This window comes from Clostridium sp. D46t1_190503_E9, assembly GCF_015555225.1.
GTDB lineage: Bacteria > Bacillota > Clostridia > Clostridiales > Clostridiaceae > Clostridium.
Map to the genome: position 1 here is coordinate 341,862 of NZ_JADNKB010000003.1, position 16,321 is coordinate 358,182.

Sequence of the window (16,321 nt, forward strand, 5' to 3'; positions counted from 1 at the left end):
CTTATACTATTATTGTCAATACTACAATGAAATATAATTAATTTCTATATTTTTCTTTTCCAATATATTCTTCTCTCTAGATTGGCATGTAAATATTAATAATTGTTTAAATTTACAACTTAGAAGCAAATCAATGGCTTTCTCAGTTCTATTATCGTCGTATTGTACAAAAGCATCGTCTAACGTAACTGGGAAATCCATATCCTTATATATCATATTAATAAATGCTAGCCTTAAAGATAAGTATAATTGATCATTTGCTCCATTACTTAAAATAGCTCCAGGTAGAACATCCGACCCCCTTCTTACTTTCATCTCATATGAATCCGACACCATAACATCATCATAGCTCTTATTTGTTAAATCCTTAAAGTATTCTATAACACTAGAATTTAAAATATTTCCAAAGTTTCCTCTAACTTCTCTTATAGACTCATTCATTTTTTCTATAGCTAATTCGGTAGCTTTTAACCTTAATTCAAACTTATTAATCTTTTCCCTAACATCTTCTATTTCTTCTTCTATTTGAGGTATATTTCTTTTACCTATAAACCTATTATTTAAATCATTTTCAACATCTTTTATAGACTTCTCAATTTCTATTAATTCATTTGATTTTATTGAAATCTGATTATCTATCTCATCTTCTGAGGAATAAGTATAATTTATATTTTCGTTAATTATGTCTTTTAAATCTTCCTTTATTGCATCTATATCCTTATCCTTAGTTAAAGCCTTATAAGTTTCATCTATACTTTCTAATGTTCTAACAATTTCATCTCTTTGCTTTACTTTTTGTTTTATTTCTAATAACTTTTCTTCTAAACTGAATAAATCTATATCTTCTAGGCCTATAAATTCAAGCTTTTCTCTTATTCTTTTTTCTCTTATTTCAAGTTCTTTTTGTAATTTATTTATTGATTGTTCTTCTTTTTCTATGTCTATTTTTATAGATAAAATTTCCTTATTTACTTCTTCGTATTTAGATAACATTAATATTACTTCATTTACATCTCTTGTCTTTGCTAAATCTAATATATATTCTATATAATCTTCGTTATTTTTATAATTTTCTTCAACCGTCCTTATATTTAGAACAGACACTTGAATTTCCTTTTCTGTTATCTTTATATTTTGCTTTTCTTCATACAAGACAAACTCATCAAAAAGCTTTAATTTTCTAATAAAATCTTCATAAGAAGTTGCTCCAACTAACTTTGTATATTTGAAAATATCTTTTTCTATTTCTTTTATATCTTCTTCTAATTTATCAATATTAAATAAACTATTATGCTTATCAATATTATTTATCTCTGTTCTTAAATTAAAAGATTTAAATGTAAGAAGGCTTATAATGCCTGTTAATATAACTATTAAAAGTAAGTTATCTCTAAATAGAAAAATAGATAAAGCTAAAATAACAGCAAAAATTATGATTGATAAATTAATCAATTTATGCTGACTTTTCAATTTAATGTCTATATCTTTTTCTCCTACTTTATTAGATGAATTCTCTAATTTAAATTTAAGCTCTTTTAACTTATCTTCATATTTTTCTAATATCTTTCCTATTTCATCTCTTATTCCTCTAAAATTAATGGAACTTCCTATATAATCATTCTTTTTTTCTATATCTCTTTTTATAAGATTTATATCATTGTTTAAAGCCTCATAGTTTTTCATTTTTTCATTTAAATTTTCTCTTTCCATGATAGCTTTCATAAACTTATTTTTATCTTCACTTGATAAGTTTTCTATGAAAAATAAATTTTCAAACTCATTTCTTTTATTTAAATAAATTTCTTTACTATTATTCAACTTCTTTTCTTCTTCAGATTTCATATCCAATATACTAAAGTATAATGAATTTTCATCCTTTATATCATTTAGTAAAACTTCATCTATTACACCATTTCTAGAAGATATACTTTCTTCTATATATCTTTCCTTTTTCTTCAACTCTTCTTTCTTCTTTAAATATTCAGTTATTTCTTCATATTCTTTTTGAAGCTTTGCTTTTTTCATATATTTCTTATATATATCTAAATTCTTAAGTTCTTTTCTTAATTCTTCTCTATTATCTTTTAAAGTAATTAATTTTTGTTCTTTGTCTATACTAGATTCCGATAATTTATAAGCCTCATATTTTTCTTCGTTTAATGAATTATATTTATTTCTAAGTAAATCTAATTCTCCTGTTTTTCTGCTTGTAGTTATAGATTTTTTTATAGTATCTAACTTCTCTAATGCTTTTTGCAGTGAAACACTTTCTTCGCCACTACCTAATAAGTTTGCTGCCTTATCTATTATTTCTTCTTCCTTATCCTTCGAGATAGCTACCCCTAATTGACTTATAAATAATGTTTTTAGAAATGTTGATGAGTTTACATTAAAAAAGTACTTTCCTGGTTCATCTTTTGGTATATCTAAAACTATATCACCTGATTCAGCATCTATTACTTCTGATACATCTTCCTTCTTAGTTGAACCAAAACTTCTCCTTATAATATAACTTCTGTTATTATGTGTTACATATAGTTCTCCTCTAATCTTATCTCCATCAATAGGCATAAATCTTACTCTATCATTATTTTTAATATCCTTGCTTCTTTTGGAATTCATACCATAGAGCCAAATTCTAATAAAATTTTGAATAGTACTTTTACCTTTTTCATTTTCACCGTATATTAGATTTATTTCATTATTAAGCTCAATCGTCTTATCTTTTAATCCCGCAAAAGAAATAATATTTATCTTATTTATAATCATTTAAATTCACTTCCTCATGTGACAAACATTGGATGCCTATCTTTAATGCTAATTTTATCACTTCGTCATCATAGTCATCATCTGCCATTTTATCTAGTAGCTTTCTTGCATAAACCCCTTTAACAGAATAATCCTTTGATATTTTATCAAAATCTAACTTTACATCAGTATTATCAATTACTTTAACAAAGTAAAAATAATCTTTTACTTTTTCAAATGCTATATCTTCATTTAAGTTGATATATGATTCTATTTCACCCTTTAAAATAATTTTATATAAATTATTCCTTCTGTCTTCTTCATTTATAGAATTTATTATCTTTTCTTTTATTTCTTCATAACTAATAGAATTACTTATATCTACATCAACTACATAATAATTTCTTTTTGAAGTTCTAATAAATCTAAGATCAACAGCACCTTTTGAAACATCTCCAACTATAACACCTTTATCTCCAAGTTCATCAAAGCCTCTTCCCTGAGGACATCCTGCATAAGCATAGCAAGTATTTTTTTGTCTTAATATTCCACTGTAGTTATGTCTATGACCTATAGCTATATAATCTAATTTACTCTCTTCTATATCCCTTAAGGTTATTGGATTATAATCATTTCCTTCATCACTATTTGATATATCACCATGTATAACCATTATATTTATATATTTTTCATTTATAGAAATATTCTTTAACATACTCTTTTTAACATGATGAGTATTAAAGCCTGCTCCCCATACAACAGTTTCTAAATCCTGCAAAACTACAGATTCAATTGAACTTTTGAATATATGAACATTATTTGGCCATTCTATCATTTTATAAAATGACTTTTCGTAATATGGATCATGATTACCAGGAGATATAAACACTTTTATGTTGATTATTCTTTCTAATTGATTTTTAATAAAACCTAGTGTTTTTTTATTTACTGTTAAATTATCAAAAATATCCCCAGTTAATAGTAAAATATCAACAGAATTTTCTATACACATGTTTATAATCCTACTAAAAACTTCTAAAAGCTCTTCTTTGCTTATTAAAGCTATATTTTTATTTAAATCTTTAAATGGAGTATCAAAATGCAAATCTCCAGCTTGTAATATCTTAACTTTTTTCATATTATCACCTTAATTATAATTATTCCCAACGAACTTTTGTTCTCATTTTATCATTTTTCATCTTTCAGCACAATATTTATGCCCATAGATAAACGCTATATTTATTCATTATTAATCATATCATATATAAGTAATAATAAAGCTTTAATATTTTAATACACCATCCAGTTAATTAATAGTATACAAATAAAGATGCAGGCAAACTTACCTGCATCGATTTTAGTTTGTTATATTTATTTCTCCAATTCCCATGCTAATATCAAATACATATTTATTTTCCCCAGATGTTTTAGCATTTATATTAGCTTTTCCAAGTCCAGAATCTGTTCTTATACTTACTGGTGAATCTGATGGTATCCTTATATTAGTATTTCCAACGCCACCTTCAAAGATTAAATTTCCATTTACATTTCCCAATGATACTTCTATGCTTCCGACTCCACCTTCAATATTTATATCTCCAGTCATTTCTTTTGTTTCTAATTCAACATCTCCTACTCCACTTTCTAAATCAAGTTTATTAAATGAAATATCTTTTATGAGTAACTGTCCTACTCCTGAACTAATACTTATATTATCTACTTTCAAATCTCTAACTTCATATTCCCCAACACCAAATTCTAAATCTATATTTCCGTTATAGCTATTTGGTATCTTTATCTTTAAATCGCTAGTAGAATCTCTATTTATACTATTACGCTTCTTTGATTTTTCATTAATTGTTAGTTCATCTGAACTTTTATCTATTGTTATACCTTTAGATAGCTTTCCTAAAGTACCTGAAACTTCAATATCCTTACCTTCATAGTACATTACTTTTACACTACTAACTTCTATTTTTATATTAATATTATTTATACCTTCTATTGTTTCAACCTTATTTATACTTTCCCCACTATAATTAGTTGAATTGCTATCATTATCATCATTTCTACTTTCAACCCCAAACTTAACACTACAACCTCCTAACATAACGCTGAGCGATAGTACTAAAAATATCTTAAATAGCTTTTTCATAATTATATCCCCCTTAAATAATATCTAATTTTTTATCTAGATGATTTATTGCTATTGTTACAAGAATACCTACCCACAAAATCCCCAAAAGCATAGAAATCAAATCAATTTCTATAAATGATCCTAATTTTAAATAAATATATGGAAATAAATTAGTTATAAACCTGTTTATTCCTGAAACAAAACTTTGGATAATTCCACCGCCTACTATAACAGCAAGTATGCATAATCCTACATTATAAATATATGATGAAAATATTACTATAAATGAAGTAATTACAATATATGCTGCTGTAGTTCCAAAAGCCACTCCAAATACCGCCATCTTAACTACTTCTGCCATTGCATTGCCAGAAAGGCTTGATACTATATATGCAACAAGAGCTATACTCCCTTGCAAAATTATAAATTCTATATACTTAGCAATCATAAATTCCCAAGCCTTTATTGGTAATGTAAAAATTAATTTACCATTATCTTTTGATATTTGTGATATAAACTTTATTATTGAAATAATGAAATTTATTGCTAGAAATGTTGAAATGAAAGCAATACTCATAACCGACATTAACTCTCCAATAAATGGTACCCTTATAAATATTCCTAAAGTTAACATACATAAAATTATAAATACACTCATATACAATATCTTGCTTATTCCTGAATTGTATTTTCCAAAATTATATTTTAAAATATTTAAAATATTTTTCATACTATCCCTCCTTATTCAAATTACTCTGCAAATACTTTTCTATAAACTTCATCAATAGATAGTTTATACTTTTCTCTCAACTCTTCTGCTTCTCCAGATTCTATTATTTTTCCATCTCCTAAAAAAGCAACTTCATCGAAGATTCTCTCAAGCTCACCAATATAATGAGTAGTTATTATCATTGAACTTTCCTCTGATAAATTTTCTAATATAGCATCTAAAATTTTTTCTCTTGAAACAGGATCAACCCCTGATATAGGCTCATCTAACAAATATAACTTAGCTTTTCTACTTAAAGTTAATGATAAGTTAAATTTTTCATTTGTTCCTTTTGATAAATCCTTTATTTTAGATTCAATATCTAAGTTCATAAAATCTAAATAATATTTCATCTTTTCCATATCAAAATCATTAAAGAAGTCTGAATATAATTTTATTGCATCCTTTATTTTCATCGCTTTATGAAAAATATTTTTATCTTGTAAAAATGCAATATAATTTTTAGTTTCAACTCCTAGAGATAATCCATTTACCTTTATTTCTCCTTCATCAGCTTTTAAAAACCCTTGTATAGTATTTAAAAGAGTTGTCTTCCCCTGAGCATTAGGTCCCATTATTCCCAACACTTTTCCCTTTTCTAGCTTTAAATTTATTCCATTTAATACTTTCTTTCCTTTTATAGTTTTATATAAATCTTTTATTTCTAATAAATCACTCATATTAATCCTCCATATATCTTTCTAATATAATTGCTAATATTTTTTCTTTTGTGAATCCTAAGGCTTTTGAATCTTCAATAAATTTATCTATGGTTTCATTAAATATCTCTTGTCTTAAATCATTTATCCTTTTCTCATCTTCTGTAACAAATTTTCCAATTCCTCTTTGAGTATAAATTAAATCTTGATTTTCTAATTCAGAATAAACCTTTTGCACTGTATTGGGATTAACTTTCAATTCGCTTGCATATTCTCTTACAGACAAAATTCTTTCTCCTCCTTTTAAATCCCCTGAAACTATTCTTTTTTTCATATAAGCAATTATTTGAAGATATATCGGTTCTTTTGAATTTAATTCAAGTACCATTTTTTATCTCCTTCCTCAACAGTATTAGTGTATTAATTAAATAATACACTAATACTGTTTTTTTTACTATTTTTAATTATATGTAAATTTAATCATTATATTCATTTATCCGTATTTAGTATTGATTATCTTTAACTTTCTTTATTTTACTTATTATTTGAGAAACATAGCTTTTTAGAAATATTTTTATAAAATTATTTATAATTCTATATATTCATAATAAGATTAAATTTTTTTATAAATAAAAAAGAGGCATCTAAAATAAAAACTTTTGTTTTTATTTTAGAAATACCTCTTCTTTTTTTGAATGGTTACAATACTAAATTCTTTGGCGGTATATCCATCCTGTCTTCTTAACCCTTAGTTAATTTGTTCCTGTGGCTTACTTTATTGAACTTTCGTATTGTTCAACCATTCTTTTTACCATCTCGCCACCTACGGAACCACATTGTTTTGATGTTAGGTCGCCATTGTAATCGCTAAATGGAACTCCTAACTCTGCTGCAACTTCATTCTTGAATGCACTTAATCCTTTTCTTGCTTCTGGAACTAATGTCTTTGCCATTTGTAATTCCTCCTTTGGCTATTGGTTTTGTAAACTACTTTTAAAATTGAACTCCCTCTCATTTAAAAGTTTTCTGTTTACACTATTATATTAACCTTAATCTAAATTTATATTCTTAGTAAATTATAGATAGTTTAGAATATTTTATATGCAGGATATTTTATCATTTTGTGCACAAAATATTTAGTGAATATACTAAAAAGGAGGTTCTCTATGAAGATTTCTATGTTAAAATTTAAAAATATTAAATATAAATCAATTTCTATTTTTATAGTTTTATCTACATTACTCTCTATATGTAACATATCTAATATATCCATGGCAATTATAAATTCACCAGATACTATCCCATTTCTTGAGGATAAATTTTTAATATTAGATATTAAAAAAAATTATAAACTTCCTCCTAGATTTAGAAGCATTCAAGAACTAAATATTTCAGGTTGTGCTCAATTTAGACCTAGCCAAATAGATAATATAAAAGTAGCTATAAATAGCCCTAAAATAACTGTAGTTGACTTAAGACAAGAATCTCATGGATTCATTGATGATAGTCCAATAAGCTATTATAGTTTTTTTCAACTTATAAATAGCAATTTGAATGCTCAAGAAACATTAAAAGCAGAAAAAGAAGATTTATTAAAAATAGCGATAGGTTACAATATTCCAATTTTTAAAACAACAGGTGAATATCTAGAATCATTAAAAGCAAATACTGTATCAAATGAAGAAAGTACTTGCAAAAATTTCGGGTTAGGCTATAAAAGAATTTCAGTAAGAGATAATTCAATCCCCAAACCTGAATCAGTAGATGACTTTATAAACTTTGTTAATACTACATCTGATGATGTACATATACTATTTCATTGTGATGCTGGAGATGGAAGAACAACCATGTTTATGTCCATGTTCCAAATGATGAAAAATCCAATCAATGCATCACTATCAACAATACTTAATGACCAAATTGCTATCGGTGGAATAGTACTAACAGAAAATATTCCAAGAGCTACTTTCCTTGAATATTTTTATAATTATACTCTAGAAAATAAAGAATCTGGATTTAAGACTAACTATTCCACATGGCTAAAAAATAAAAAAGGCCTATATAGTGAGAGTGCTCCATTACCTGATGAAAATGAACCTATAAATGAAAAAAGTTAAAAATAAAAGGGTCTCACATTTCGTGAGATCCTTCATAAAAATAAGAAATTAACTTTTTTAAGGCAATAAACTAATTGAAATTAAATAAATCTTATATCAAATAACTTTTTGAGACTACGCTTTCAATCTATAAATATAATATTCCTAAAAATATAGCAACATAATGTAATGTGCTTCCTGCAATTACAAATAGATGCCATATAAAATGATTGTATGGCATTTTGTCTAATGCATAAAATATACATCCTATAGTATAAGCGAGCCCTCCAGCTACTATATATATTAATATTTTCATAGGTACTAAAAGCAAAACTGCCTTAACATTAAGTACTATGATCCAACCCATTAATATATATAGTATTGTTGATAAAATAGCAAATTTATCTATCCAAAACACCTTAAACATTATTCCTAGAAATGTAATTATCCACAGTGCTAATAATATTTGCATAGATTTTTTATCACTATTCAACAATATTAATATAATAGGAGTATATGTTCCTGCTATTAATAAATATATTGATGAATGATCTAATATCCTTAGTATTCTTTTTACTAAATCACCTGGAATACTATGATATAAAGTGGATCCAAGATATAGTATTATTAGACAAATACTATAAACCCAAACTCCAATAACAGCATAATTACTACCAGAGTTTGATGCTGCTATAATTAAAAACACACTTCCAATAATAGCTAGTATAGCTCCCACTCCATGTGTTACAGCATTTGCTATCTCTTCACCTTTAGTATAAAAATTATAAACTGTCTGTTCATTTTTATTGCTCATAAGTATCTTTTTCTTCACCCTCTAACATTTTTAATTACTTTAATATATTGCTCTTTAATCAATATATTATTCTTTTTATAAAAAGGAACAATCTTTTTAACCTTAAAGATTGTTCCTAAAACTTTACTTATTTTTTTTCTCATGTATTTCAACTTTATTTATATCTCCGGATATCACATCTATATCGTTATTAAAATATATAAATTTCTCCTTAGGCAAGCCTTTAAATATAACAGGTATAATTGGTGATTTCAAATTTTTTCTCATTTCATCTAAAGGAAATTCTATTAATATGTCTCCTTCATTTACTATATCTCCCTCTTGAACAAAAGCCTTAAAGCCATTCCCATTTAAATTAATACTATCTATTCCTATATGAATGAATACATCAAATCCATCTAATCCCCTAATAGTTATAGAATGGCATGTTTTCGATATTGTTAATACCATTCCTCTTATTGGAGATATTAAAACATTATTTTTCGGATCTATAGCAAAGCCATCACCAATAAGCTTCATAGAAAATATAGGATCTGGAACATCCTCTAACCTCAAAAGTTTTCCAGTGGAAGGGATCATAATAGAACTTTCTATTTTAATACCTTTTTCTATTTTCTCTATCTGTTTTTTCTTTTTAATTTTTATTTCTTTCCCATCTATGATATCTTTCATTTGCTCCTTAAGCATATCTGACTTAGGTCCAAATATAGCTTGAATATTCTCTCCGATTATCATTAAATCAGCTGAACCTAATGCCTTAAGTTTACTTCTGTTTACTAAACTTATATTCTTCACTGTAACTCTAAGCCTAGTTATACAAGCATCTAGGTATTTTATATTCTTTGGCCCTCCAAAAGCATCTAATACCTTATAAGCTAAATCTCCATCAGAAATATCTATATCAATTTCACTTTCTTCTCTCTCTCTTCCTGGTGTCTTTAAATCTAATTTTCTTATTATATATCTAAACCCCAAATAATATATAGATGCAAATATGATTCCCACAATTAATACCCACCACCATTTTGTTCTATTGGGAATCACACCAAATAATATAAAATCTATAAGACCACCAGAAAATGTTAATCCTATCTTCACATTTAATATTTGCATTATCATAAATGACAAACCTGCAAATATACAATGTACAGCAAATAAAATTGGAGCAACAAATAAAAACATAAATTCAATTGGCTCTGTTATTCCTGTTAAGAAAGATGTTAACGCACCAGAAAATAATATACCAGCTACCACTTTTTTCTTATCACTATCTGCTTCATGATACATTGCTAAAGCAGCTGCTGGAAGACCAAACATCATAAATGGAAATTTTCCAGTCATAAATGTTCCTGCTGTAAACTCTACTCCATCCTTTAATTGAGCAAAAAATATTGCCTGATCTCCAATTACTAATTGTCCAGCTAAACTAGTATATTCTCCAAACTGATACCAAAATGGATTATACCATATATGATGCAATCCAAAAGGTATTAGCGCTCTTTCTATAATTCCAAAAATTAAAGCTGAAATAGTTGGATTAGTTCCTATCATACTCCTTGAAAAAGCTAATAAAAAATTCTGTATAGGTGGCCAAATTACTACCATCATTATCCCTATTATTAATCCTGCTATTGCAGATACTATTGGTACAAATCTTTTTCCTGAAAAAAATCCTAAGAACTCTGGTAACTTTATGTTATAAAATTTTTGATATATAACTGCTGAAATCATACCAATCACTATCCCACCAAAAACTCCTGTCTGAAGAGTAGGAATTCCAAGTACAACATCATACATTGGATTAGTATCAACCTGTAGTAAGTCAACTCCAGCTGTTATTCCGACAGTCATATTCATTATTAAAAAGGACACTATTGCTGCTAATGCTGCAACCCCGTCTCCATTGCTCATACCTATAGAGACTCCTACTGCAAATATTAGTGGCAAATTAGAAAATATAATATCACCTGAAGATGACATTATATTAGCAATTAGTTGAAAGTTTTCTCCAGATAACATTGGAAAATTGCTTATTATATTGGGATTTTGTAGAAATGTTCCAATTCCCATTAAAAGTCCAGCCGCTGGTAGTAATGCAACTGGTAACATTAAAGATTTACCTATCCTCTGAAGAACTCCAAAAGACTTTTTTAGAAATATAGTATTCATTTTTCCTCCTAATAATCCTATATTAAAGTAAAGACTTAAGCACTAAATTCTTAGGCTTAAGTCTTAATAAACATATTAATGATTACTTCGCAGTACAGAGATAACTCTGTGTATATGCATAGTTAAATATACTATTTCATCTTCATTTACTTTATAATCATAATTACTTTCTATATATTTTTGTATCTTTTTAGCGCAATCATAAGCTTCCGGATAACTTTTGGATGCTATATCCAAAAATTCGCTACTATCATCATTATTTTGATTATTTGTTACTACTCTCTTTGCAAAATACTTAAGGTGAGTTAATAATCTATCATAGTTTAAATCTTCTTCATTAAACTCAACTGAGTAGTAATATCTAATTACGTTTAACACACCTTTAATTATGTTAGTTGCAAGTACTGATTCTTTTGCCGTTTCCTGATAACTTGCATTAACCAGATGTAAAGCAATAAACCCAGCTTCATCTTCAGGTAAATTTATTTTCAATCTATTATTTATATAATCTACTGCCCATAGGGCTATTTTATATTCTTCTTTGTGTATTCTTCTTATTTCATCTAATAAATCATTTTTAATTTTAACATTATTTTTATATCTCTTAATCGCAAATGCAATGTGATCAGATAAAGAAATATATATTTGTTTATCTAAATTTCTATTTAACTCTTTATCTGCATAAGATATAATTTCATGAGATAATTCAAATATACCATCAGGTATTTGATTTATAAGCTTTTTAAGTTTATTACCCATTCGCTTATCATCTACTACAAATATTTTTTCTATTTTATTTTCTTCTATTTCTTGCCCTACTTTCCTCTTGAAGGCGATCCCAGATCCCATAAGAATAACTTCTTTCTTAGTCTTTGGATCTATTGAAACAACAACATTATTGTTTAATATCTTTTCTACAACCATATTACCTTCATTCTCCTAACACTTGGAAAATAAAATACCTAAATCAAGATATTATCTTAATTTAGGTATTGCCTGCTTTACAGTAACAATCCATTTACTTACTTATTTATTATGATAGCATTGTAAACAACTACTGTCAAGCGCATACCATTAAATTTATACATATTTATCCATTTTTTTAATTCATTAACATCGCCATTACATTTATCTACTTTACATAGTATATTTAGTAGGTAATATTATTATAAATTCACTACCTTTTTCAGGTGCACTTCTGACAAATATTTTACCATTATGTAATGTAACTAATTGCTTTGTTACTGTTAACCCTAAGCCACTTCCTCCATGTTCTTCTGATACATCATTATAAGCTTGACCAAATCTATCAAATATAGCATCATGATATTTTTTTTCTATTCCAATACCAGAATCCTTAACCGATATCTTTACCTTCTTACCTAAATCTATTATTCTTACTTCTATTTTCCCACCCCTTGGTGTAAACTTAACTGCATTTCCAACTAGATTTACAATACATTTTTCTATTTCACTACCATCGCACTCTATTATTTTCTCTTCTACTTCTGGATCAATTATTAGCTCTATACCATTTGCTTCAACAAAATCCTTCATAGATAAAACAACTTCCTCTACCAAATAAACAATATCATATTTTTCAATTCTTAATTTATAAGATCCAGATTCAATTTTAGATGTATCTATTATATTATTTATTAACTTCAATAACCTATCAGAATTTCTTCTCAAAGTACTCATATAATAAGAAAGCTTTTCTTTAGGTATTTCCTTATCTTCTTCATTTAATTTAGTTATTAATTGTTGAGTTGATATAATAACATTAAGTGGAGTTCTAAGCTCATGAGATAAATTAACAAAATAATTATTTTTATATTTTTCATTTTTTATTAGCTTATCATATAACTCTTTGTTTTCTTTAAACTTATTATTTAACTCATGAGTTCTTTGCTCTACTAAACTATCTAATATCTTCACCCTGTTCCATATTATATAAAGTGCTAAGAAGCCTATTAAAGCATATATTACATAAGCTAATGGTGTTTTCCAGGGTTTCATTTCAACTTCAAAAGTTACTGTGGTCGCTTTACTCCAATCTCCGCTTGAATTTCTTGCAACAACTTGAAATTTATATATTCCTGAATCTAGGTTTGTATAACTTACATAATTTCTATCATCAGAAAAAATCCAATTTTCATCTAATCCATCTAATTTATATGCATATTGAATTTTACTTACATTTCTATAATCAGGCATAAAAAAGTTAAATTGTATATTGCTATTCTTATAACCTATTTTTATATTAGATATATCTAGAATTTCTTTTTCTCCACTATAGACACTATCAATAACTACATTAGGAGAAAACTTTTTCTCTTCCAATTGGTTTGGATAAAAACAAGTTAGCCCATTTATTCCTCCAAAAAACATTTCTCCACTTTTGCTCTTAAAATATGAATAACCATTAAATTCATTGCTTTGAAGTCCATCTGTAACATTATAGTCAACAAATTTATCATTTTTTATATCAAATTTTGATATTCCATAATTTGTACTTATCCACGGATTATCATAATCATCTATTAAAATACCATTTATAAAGTTATTTGATAAACCTGAACTTTCTGTGTATTTATGAAACTTTTCTGTACTTCTATCAAATTTATTTAATCCGTATTGGCTTCCTATCCAAATATTATTTTTACTATCTACCGCTATAGCTTTTAATGCATTAAAACTTATGCTATGTTTATCTTCTTCATCATTTCTATAACTTTTTATCTCATTTGTATTTTTATTTATTTTAATTAATCCACCGTTTAAGCCTGAAGCTATCCATATAACCCCATCCTTATCTTGAACTATATCTGAAAACATATTTTCAGTTATTCCATTTTTAATAAAAATGTCCTTATATGATTTAAATGTATTCTTTCTATCAAAAGTACATAGTCCATATCTAGTTCCTATCCATAATAGACCTTCATTATCAATATATAATGTTCTAACATCATTAGACACTAAGCTATTTTTATTATCTTCATCATAATATCTAGTAAATTTCTTTGTTAGTTTATCATACTTATTTAATCCCGATTCTGTTGCTATCCAAATTTCATTTTCTATCCCAACTATATCTCTTATATAATCATTGCTTAAAGAATTTTCATCATTTGAGCTTTTAAATTTAGTTATCATTCCACTTTTTCTATCTATTACATTTAATCCTTCATGTACTGTTCCAACCCATAAAAGGCCTTCATCATCTTCATATATTCCAGCCATCATATTTTCACTTAATGAATTAGTATTAAAAGGATCATTTTTATAATTCTTGAATGAATTTTGAGGGTTAAATAAACTTATTCCATCATAAGTTCCAACCCAAATTGCACCAGATTTATCTTCAAACAAACTTAATATATTATTACTTACTATGCTTTGTGGATCATATACTTTAGATTTATAATTAATAAATTTATTTTCTTCCTCAATCAGTCTACTTAATCCATTATTAGTTGCAATCCATAATTCACCTTTGCTATCTCTTAATATGTATCGTACAAAATTTCCTGCTATGGAAGAGTCGTCGTTAGGATCATTTTTAAAAATTTCTATTTTATCAGTTTTTAAATTAAGTTTATTCAACCCACCATTATATGTACCAATCCAGAGATTATCCAAATTATCAGCATATAGCTTAAATATGAAATTATCACTAATAGAGTTATCTCCTCCATTAGAGTAGTATTTAATACCTTCATTTGAAGTACCTGTTATTTTATTTAAGCCATTATCCGTTCCAACCCAATAGCTACCATAAACATCCTCTACAATCGAATATACAACTTGACTACTTAATGAATGCTTTTTATCTTCTGAATTATATAGTCGTATAAAATTATCATCTTCTTCATTATATAAATTTAAGCCATCTTCTGTCGCTATGTATATATCACCTTTTGAATCTACTAATATTTCTGTTATATTGTAATTTGATAAATTACATCCATTTACTTCTGGCAAATATGTTGTTATTTCATTTGTATGTGTATTTATCTTATTTAATCCTATAGATGTACCAACCCATATGTTTCCTTCATAATCTTCTGTTATTGCAGAAATATAGTTAGCACTTATACTATTCGGCTTATCTTCAATATATCTAAATACTTCAAACTTATCTCCATTGTATCTGTTTAATCCATCTGCTGTTCCAATCCACATATATCCTTTACTATCCTGAAACAAATACTCTACAGATGTTTGCGATAACCCATCTTCAACTGTTATTCTTTTAAAATTTATATTTTTATCATCATTTGTTATAGCAAATGTACTCATTGTACTCATATTTATTATTAAAATAATACTTACTATAAATATAAGCAAAACTTTACATGACCTTTTTCTCATATTCATCCCTCGTAAAAATTCTAAGATTCTTATAATTAAGTAAATATATTATATCAAATTTCTTATCTATTTATATAAATTTATAGTATATTTACATAATTATTTACAGTTTTTCAACAAAAAATAAGAGAGTGTAATTTTTACACTCTCTTATTTGGCAGGGGCAGTAGGAATCGAACCCACAACCAACGGTTTTGGAGACCGCTACTCTACCAATTGAGCTATACCCCTTCAACAAGACATATTTTATCATGATATTTTGATACTTGTCAATAAAATAATTTACTTATCTTTCAATTATTTAATATACTATTCAGATTATTAATTGTATATTTTTTTAATATACAATTCCTATCTACATACATTTTTTAAGTTATAGTACTAACAAAAATCTTCAAAAAAATAAATCGATAATATTCATTACCGATTTATTTGGCAGGGGCAGTAGGAATCGAACCCACAACCAACGGTTTTGGAGACCGCTACTCTACCAATTGAGCTATACCCCTTTGCAACAATAATTATTATATATTATGTATCAGTAAAAATCAA

At 26.6% G+C, this 16,321-nt stretch carries 12 protein-coding genes and 2 tRNA genes; 1 reads left to right on the top strand and 13 read right to left on the bottom strand.

Translation table 11 applies throughout. From position 1 onward, the window contains the following. Nucleotides 1–21 precede the first annotated feature (21 nt). From I2E83_RS05385 to I2E83_RS05415, 7 genes are all read right to left on the bottom strand, one after another. Nucleotides 22–2,769 (bottom strand): AAA family ATPase, encoded by a 2,748-nt coding sequence (locus I2E83_RS05385; RefSeq protein ID WP_195428891.1) that lies wholly within the window; start codon nucleotides 2,767–2,769, stop codon nucleotides 22–24. Continuing rightward, nucleotides 2,756–3,886 (bottom strand): DNA repair exonuclease, encoded by a 1,131-nt coding sequence (locus I2E83_RS05390; protein ID WP_195262723.1) that lies wholly within the window; start codon nucleotides 3,884–3,886, stop codon nucleotides 2,756–2,758. The genes I2E83_RS05385 and I2E83_RS05390 overlap by 14 nt, the downstream gene beginning before the upstream one ends. Nucleotides 3,887–4,105: 219 nt before the next feature. After that, a complete protein-coding gene (locus I2E83_RS05395; protein ID WP_195262724.1) occupies nucleotides 4,106–4,903 on the bottom strand; it encodes a DUF4097 family beta strand repeat-containing protein in 798 nt (265 codons plus the stop codon). 13 nt (nucleotides 4,904–4,916) lie between these two features. Beyond that, entirely contained in the window at nucleotides 4,917–5,615 is a 699-nt protein-coding gene (locus tag I2E83_RS05400; protein WP_195428893.1) for a hypothetical protein, read from the bottom strand. A gap of 20 nt (nucleotides 5,616–5,635) precedes the next feature. Then, nucleotides 5,636–6,334: an ABC transporter ATP-binding protein gene (locus I2E83_RS05405; protein ID WP_195262726.1), complete on the bottom strand. Its 699-nt coding sequence runs from the start codon at nucleotides 6,332–6,334 to the stop codon at nucleotides 5,636–5,638. A 1-nt stretch (nucleotide 6,335) separates the two neighbouring features. Further along, nucleotides 6,336–6,701, bottom strand: coding sequence for a GntR family transcriptional regulator (locus I2E83_RS05410; protein WP_195262727.1), 366 nt, complete (start codon nucleotides 6,699–6,701; stop codon nucleotides 6,336–6,338). Nucleotides 6,702–7,083: 382 nt separating this feature from the next. Beyond that, nucleotides 7,084–7,266: an alpha/beta-type small acid-soluble spore protein gene (locus tag I2E83_RS05415; RefSeq protein WP_195262728.1), complete on the bottom strand. Its 183-nt coding sequence runs from the start codon at nucleotides 7,264–7,266 to the stop codon at nucleotides 7,084–7,086. A 213-nt stretch (nucleotides 7,267–7,479) separates the two neighbouring features. On the opposite strand from I2E83_RS05415, the gene I2E83_RS05420 reads away from it, so the two are divergent. Further along, complete coding sequence (locus I2E83_RS05420) at nucleotides 7,480–8,430, top strand: phosphatase (protein WP_195428895.1); 951 nt, start codon at nucleotides 7,480–7,482, stop codon at nucleotides 8,428–8,430. A 127-nt stretch (nucleotides 8,431–8,557) separates the two neighbouring features. Here the strand turns inward: I2E83_RS05420 and I2E83_RS05425 are convergent, their stop codons facing one another. The 6 genes from I2E83_RS05425 to I2E83_RS05450 form a co-directional block, all read right to left on the bottom strand. Next, nucleotides 8,558–9,223, bottom strand: coding sequence for a hemolysin III family protein (locus tag I2E83_RS05425; protein ID WP_195262794.1), 666 nt, complete (start codon nucleotides 9,221–9,223; stop codon nucleotides 8,558–8,560). A gap of 123 nt (nucleotides 9,224–9,346) precedes the next feature. Continuing rightward, entirely contained in the window at nucleotides 9,347–11,392 is a 2,046-nt protein-coding gene (ptsG, locus tag I2E83_RS05430; RefSeq protein WP_195262730.1) for a glucose-specific PTS transporter subunit IIBC, read from the bottom strand. Nucleotides 11,393–11,467: 75 nt separating this feature from the next. Beyond that, complete coding sequence (locus I2E83_RS05435) at nucleotides 11,468–12,316, bottom strand: PRD domain-containing protein (RefSeq protein WP_195262731.1); 849 nt, start codon at nucleotides 12,314–12,316, stop codon at nucleotides 11,468–11,470. 213 nt (nucleotides 12,317–12,529) lie between these two features. Continuing rightward, nucleotides 12,530–15,769, bottom strand: a complete 3,240-nt coding sequence (locus I2E83_RS05440) for a sensor histidine kinase (RefSeq protein WP_195428897.1) — start codon at nucleotides 15,767–15,769, stop codon at nucleotides 12,530–12,532. A gap of 155 nt (nucleotides 15,770–15,924) precedes the next feature. Beyond that, nucleotides 15,925–16,000, bottom strand: a tRNA-Trp gene (locus tag I2E83_RS05445). A gap of 202 nt (nucleotides 16,001–16,202) precedes the next feature. Further along, nucleotides 16,203–16,278: transfer RNA gene (locus tag I2E83_RS05450), tRNA-Trp, on the bottom strand. Between the last annotated feature and the right edge of the window lie 43 nt (nucleotides 16,279–16,321).